The sequence below is a fragment of the Pseudoalteromonas sp. Of11M-6 genome, from assembly GCF_022347905.1.
GTDB lineage: Bacteria > Pseudomonadota > Gammaproteobacteria > Enterobacterales > Alteromonadaceae > Pseudoalteromonas.
On sequence record NZ_JAKRFW010000063.1, the window covers coordinates 24,007 to 30,365 of the forward strand.

A 6,359-nucleotide genomic window follows, 5' to 3' on the forward strand; every position below is an offset into this window, starting at 1 on the left:
TGTTCTCAATCAGAAGTTTTTAACATAGTTAGCGTCAGGTTTGCTCCTTCAGATTGAGCAAGTATTAAGACAAATTGGTATAACTCACAAATGCAACACTCTAACCAAAATAAAGCAACCAGCATCGTTTTTTAAATATAACGGTAACTGCTTAAGACCTATACACTTTACGGTCGATAGTTTACCCATTACATCGTGAACTCGATATCTATCTCACTTGCGCATAAAATACTCACAACCTTCAACAAAATACACGCCTATATGGTTATCACGATAAGCGTGATTATATTTACCGAAGAAATCGGCTTGAAACTTAAATCCCGCGTCGTTCAACTCAAACAAAAGCTTATCCACAAGATCCCAAGACATTGTCAGCGGTGAAAAAAGCAGAGTATTAGTGTGCATGCCGGTAGGAATTTCAGCCTCAGAGGACGATATAACTAAGCAATCTGTCGCATCAATAAACAATTGTTCAAACACCTGAGGGGGGCAACTTGCAACTATATGGATGTAGGTTTTTTGCGAGTGAATAGAGTGGCAGCTGCATAAGGCCAGTACAACCACACCGATAATGAACCATCCCTTCATTAGCTACTTTACCTTACTTCAAATTCTCTATAGTAAAGCAGCTTGTCCCTAAAGCTGAAATGAAGGTTTTGTGACCATGCAATAATGGGAAACTATTAATTTCTAATGATATAAGCAATAACAGCTGAATATTATTTTGAAATCTTTGATAATATCGAAATTTGTATATCCGCCTTTTTGATTACTAACTTGGTATTTTCATGGTTCTTGAAGCAACACAATCAAAGTATATTGATATAGGATGTTGGCAACTTAATACGGCAACACAAACCATCAACAACAAACACGAGCGCAAAGAACTTGAGCCTCTGCTGTTTAAAACACTTATGTATCTCATTGGTAACCAAGAGCGGATCATTACGCGGCAGGAACTGGCTGAACATGTTTGGCAACTTAACTTTGTCGACGACAATACAATTAACCGAGTCATTTTCGAGTTAAGAAAGCAGTTGGCTTGTGATCTGCAACCTCAACCAACGATCAAAACCCACTATCGCAAAGGCTACAGTTTCACGATACCGGCACCTGAACCGATTGAGCTATCTAGTAAGACATCTGACACCACAGGAAACAGCGAAGCAAGCAAGTCTTACCGAGTGCGAATACTCTGTGGCACCTTAATTGCGCTCGCCGCTTTGATCACCGTGCTATATTTCGTCACAAAGCAAACTCTCCAGATAAAAAGTGCACCTCAGCCACAGCCATCCGCTGAGATTTTCCATAATCAAATACTATCTTGGTATCGAGGTCATCATGGCAAACTGTATAACTCACCGAATCAACGTTACCTAGCCTATAATTTTAAAGCTGATACCAATGAAGTTGGGGCGTTAGGGGAGGTGAGGCTCATGGATCTTACCACCCAACATGAAAGAGCACTTAGCCTGCCGAATGGCAGCAACATTTTAGGTTGGTCGGCTGACAGTACATGGGTTTATTATTTATACCGATCTGAAGGGGAAAACCCTATCTGCGAATACCGCCGCCACCAGTTATCTCCAAAAACAGGCGCTCATGACCAGTTACTCTTTCGCTGTTCTGGCGGCCTAATTAACGCACTGTTTGATTTTGGAAAAGACCATCTGATATACAGTCGACGAGGCTATTTAGACGTACCAAACCTAGGTGCTATTTATAGCTATAATATGGAAAAACAACAAGAAACTAGGATCACAACACCGAATAACCATGGTTTTGGGGATCAGCTTTTAGCAATTATCCCTGAGTCACACCAGCTAATTTTTACTCGTAATATCGGTGATAAAGTCGAGCTACTGGTGACCACTTCAACAGGGCAAAAGACCTTAAAATTGGCAGAGTTCCCGCATTTGCTATGGGCTGCGAACTGGAATACTAAACAAAAAAGTGTGCTGTGGTTTGATCACAACACCAGTGAAATCAAACGCTATTCCATGCAAAGCTTAACGGAGCTGCCTGCCGTAAAAGTTGCGGTCGAGCCCACCTCGTACATTTTGCCAATGTCAGAAAACCAATTGCTCATGACGACCTACGGCTACGACCATGACAGCTATGTCATCGATCTTAATACAGGTAAATCAACCCTCTTTGCCAAACCGAATATTTACGAAGTAATTATGGCTTACCTTGGGGATAATGAATTTGCCTACAATGATTCCATTTTCAAAGATGTGGAATCTTACGGGGTCATGCATATAGACTCAAGCCATCGATATTCACCCATAGCGGCATTAAGTTCGGGCTACTCCATTATCGACTCAGATCCAAGCAATCAGCAAATTCTCGTCAAACATGTCGCCAACAAACAAACTGAAGTGAGAGATTGGAAGTCTCTTGATGTGCTGATAACTCTGCCCGATAACGAACAGAATGGTGGTACTCGGCTTGGCGGAAATAAGGTTGCTCAACTGCGGGCTCACAAGGTAACTGATGACAAAATTATTGAGGTTACTTTTCTGAATGACAAAAATAACAAAATCATTACGGTTGATGACATCGTGAGTATTGATTGGTACGACGACCATCACCTAGTAACCTTATCAAGTAACCGGAATATTTCGTTACTGAATATAGAAACGGCTCAAATGACCCCTTTGATATCCGGATCCGAGCTTGCAAACCGCACCAATGAAGTAAAAGTAAGACCAACGATCACCGCCTCCAATGGTGCAATCTACCTCTATAATCGGCAATACGTATATAAGCTTGACGCAAATCAACAAATAACAACCATCTTAGATATCAAAGCCAGCGTGAATGCCGAATCTAGCATTTACTACCTTGATGCTCATGCTGACAAGTTACTGATTTCTTACCTCACGAGATACCACAATGAGATAAAGTTATATCACCGCTAAACAGGTAAAGCTTACCGACCGATAGGCTTATAACGAAAAATGGCGAGCTCTATAAGCTCGCCATGGTTGGGATCCTTTCGATTACACTAACCTACTGAATAGTCAGTTGCTTTACAGTGAAGCCTTTACCCTCAAGCTGCTTGCTTAGCGTGTTGGTGTCACCAACTACAACATAAGTCATCTCGGCTGGAGTAAAGTACTTGCTCGCCAGCTGATTAAGCTCTTTTTTGCCAACTGTTTCAATTGTTTTAGCTCGGACATCAACAATATCAGCATCAACATTATGAGCATGCATCATCGCAAAGAAGTTTAATTTTGCCGCTGGTGTTTCGTATTTCAGCGCATCTCTTTGCGCGATCGAATTTCTTGTGAATTGAATTTCTTCATCAGTTAATCCGTGCTCACTAATCTTGCTAAGCTCTTGTTGGATTTCTGTCAGCGCATCAGCAACGTTTGCTGCATTAATGCCTGAAGCGAGGACAAACTGACCGGCATCACCATATCCAGAGAAGTGTCCTCCGATACCATATGTATATCCTTTGTTTTCACGCAGGTTTTGATTCACTCGACTGTTAAAGCTGCCGGAGAAGGCAAAGTTCATGATTTGACTTTTAAAGTGCTCCGCAGCTAAATCTTCCGCAGCGGCATGGCGTGCAACACGGATCTGGACCTGAGGTGCATTCTCTTTATGTACCAAATACACGATATTACTATCGAGGGGAGCAAATTTAGGAAGCGCCATGTCCAGTTCACCTTTTCCTTGCCACTGTGATAGCGCACTAGTTAATGCCGACATCAATTTCGACTGTGCAACATCGGATACAATTGATAATTTACTACCTTGTGGACGTATCTGCTGCGCATAAAATGATTTAACATCTGCAAGTTCAATAGTCGCAAGCTCTGCTTGAGACGGCAACCAAGGTTTACTGTAGTTTCCTTCTTGATACATCACCTGAGATAATGCGCTATCTGCCAGAAATTTTGCGCTATCGCGTTCAGATTTACTATATTCTGAAACCATGCTTTTAACTCGCGCGAAGTCCGACTCCGAAAACTTTGGTTGTAACAACTTTTCTGACAAGATATCTAGTGTCGCGGTTAAGTTCTTACTTAATGTGGATAGCTTAATCTCGATATATTCAGACTTTGCTTCGAATGCGATCTCAGCACCTAATTTTGCCAATTGCTGTGCCAGCTCTGACGGCGTACTCTGTGTTGTAGCTTGACCCAACATTTCCACCGTTAAAAGTGCGACCCCTGCATTATTTTCAGGGTCATATAAACGACCAGCTGGGATCTGAAGTAGCAATGTTGTGGTTGGCGTTTCGGTATCAAACGCTCCTAATACGTCTATGCCATTATCAGTTTTAACTTGCCATAAGTCTGGCAATGTAATTGCTTTTGCAACACCTGCCCGCGGTTTAATGCTGCGGTCAAAACTATCAGTAATCGAGGGAAGTTGTACTTCGTCTCGTACTTCCTCAGTTGCTTTAGGCTCATAAAACTTCGGCGTATAGTTGTCTTGCTGCGCGATAAGTTCTGGCTTTCCTTTTGGTACAATACTCAATACAACATTCGCCTTATTAGCAACATATTGCTCAAATACACGTTTTATATCTCCAACTTTCAAAGCTTTAACATTTTTAAGCTGTTGAGTTAGGAAACCTGGATTCTCATGGAAAGTCTCAAATTTAGCCAGCATAGAAACTTTACCCTCCACGCTCTGCAGCGCTCTCACAATCTCTGCTTCTCTTTTAGTGATAAAAAGATCAACATCTTCTTGGGTAATTTTATTTTGAATATAATCTGCAACTAACTCATCAATGCGCTTATCTAAGCTAGTCAGTGTCTCACCACTCACCGGATGAGGAAGTGCACCAAAAGCCATTTGACAAGATAGTTCAAAGCATTGATGCCATGCAAATGCCGCTACCGCTTTTTGCGTATCAACCAATTCGCGATATAACACTGAGCTTTCACCTTGCCCTGCAAAATAACCAATCGCATCTAACGCAGCTTCGTCTTTATGCCCCATATAAACCGTTGAGTACACTTTTCTAAGCATCGGTAGTGATACATTATCTTCATAAGAAACGTAACGAGACTCAACTAATGTACCGGGTTGCTTTGCAGCATCTGAAACAGTCTCCCCTTTTGGAATAGAGCCAAAGTACTTCTGTACAAGTGGTAAAACCTCATCTGGAGTTACAGCACCACCAATAGTCAACGTCGCATTATTAGGCCCATACCAACGTTTAAAAAAAGCTTTCAAATCATTTGAATTCGCACGATTTAAATCAGACATATAGCCAATCGGCATCCATGAATAGGGGTGACCATAGTCATATAGCGCTTGGTGCAGCTTTTCTAAAGCTTGCCCATAAGGGACGTTGTCGTATCGCATCATGCGCTCATTTTTTACCGCGGCGCGTTGTATCTCAAACTTTTCTTGAGTAATACCTTGAGCAAAGAATCCCATACGGTCCGCTTCTAACCAAAGCATCTTCTCCAGTTGATTTACTGGCACTGTTTGGAAGTAATTTGTTCTGTCTGTACTGGTTGTTGCATTTAACTTACCACCTGCTTCCGTCACTATTTTAAAGTGCTCTTCGTCAGCTACATGCTTTGATCCTTGGAACATCATATGCTCAAATAAATGTGCAAATCCTGATTTGCCCATTTCTTCACGTGCAGATCCAACATGGTAAGTTACATCTACATGAACTAATGGGTCTGAATGATCTTCATGAAGAATAACTGTCAAACCGTTATCGAGTTCAAACTTTTGATAAGCGATCCCAATATCACCGCCCTCAATGTTTTTTTGTTCCACTAATGTGGCACCAGCGTACTTTGACGCATCAGAAGATTGAAATTGACTACAACCGTTCAATGTTGCGGCCATGATGACTGCGATTGCAACTTTGTTTAAAAGCATAAAAAATCCTTACATTTATTTTATAATTTGGCGTTTATCTCGTATGGAACAAAGCTAGAAGCGCTCAGCGTTCCCCGTTGTTGGCGACAAGATTACAAGCCAAAGAAATTTAAGTCGCTTATCGAGTCATCATGAATTTATTTATTTTTATTATCTTTAAAATCAAACAGTTATAAATATAATGAAATTATTTTTAGCCTTTGGAACAACAAATAGTGAAGTGTTAGATAACGATAACAATGTGAATATGTCGTTTTATACCTACAGCATTAAGCCTATAAGCCATTTCGGAGTACGGAAATAGCTCGCGAATTCAGATAATAAATCCATCAATCATGATTAAAGGGTGAGAAAGCATCAATTGCTTGTTGGTGGTACTCTGTAATCGCCAGAAGATAATGTCCACTTCCCCTTTAATGGCACACCTCTAAACTGGAGTTTTCCAACTTAGTGCGGTAAATCGCCGGAGGCAAGTTACCAAGGCTCTCATGTGT

3 protein-coding genes are annotated in these 6,359 nt (G+C 41.2%); 1 reads left to right on the top strand and 2 read right to left on the bottom strand.

The features are described 5' to 3' along the window. Positions 1 to 213 precede the first annotated feature (213 nt). Entirely contained in the window at positions 214 to 588 is a 375-nt protein-coding gene (locus MHN32_RS21160) for a hypothetical protein (RefSeq protein ID WP_239422728.1), read from the bottom strand. A 200-nt stretch (positions 589 to 788) separates the two neighbouring features. Here MHN32_RS21160 and MHN32_RS21165 point away from each other — a divergent pair, with 200 nt between their 5' ends. Then, positions 789 to 2,924, top strand: coding sequence for a winged helix-turn-helix domain-containing protein (locus MHN32_RS21165; RefSeq protein ID WP_239422729.1), 2,136 nt, complete (start codon positions 789 to 791; stop codon positions 2,922 to 2,924). Between the two features lie 91 nt (positions 2,925 to 3,015). Here the strand turns inward: MHN32_RS21165 and MHN32_RS21170 are convergent, their stop codons facing one another. Then, positions 3,016 to 5,865: a pitrilysin family protein gene (locus tag MHN32_RS21170; RefSeq protein WP_239422730.1), complete on the bottom strand. Its 2,850-nt coding sequence runs from the start codon at positions 5,863 to 5,865 to the stop codon at positions 3,016 to 3,018. Positions 5,866 to 6,359: the final 494 nt, after the last annotated feature.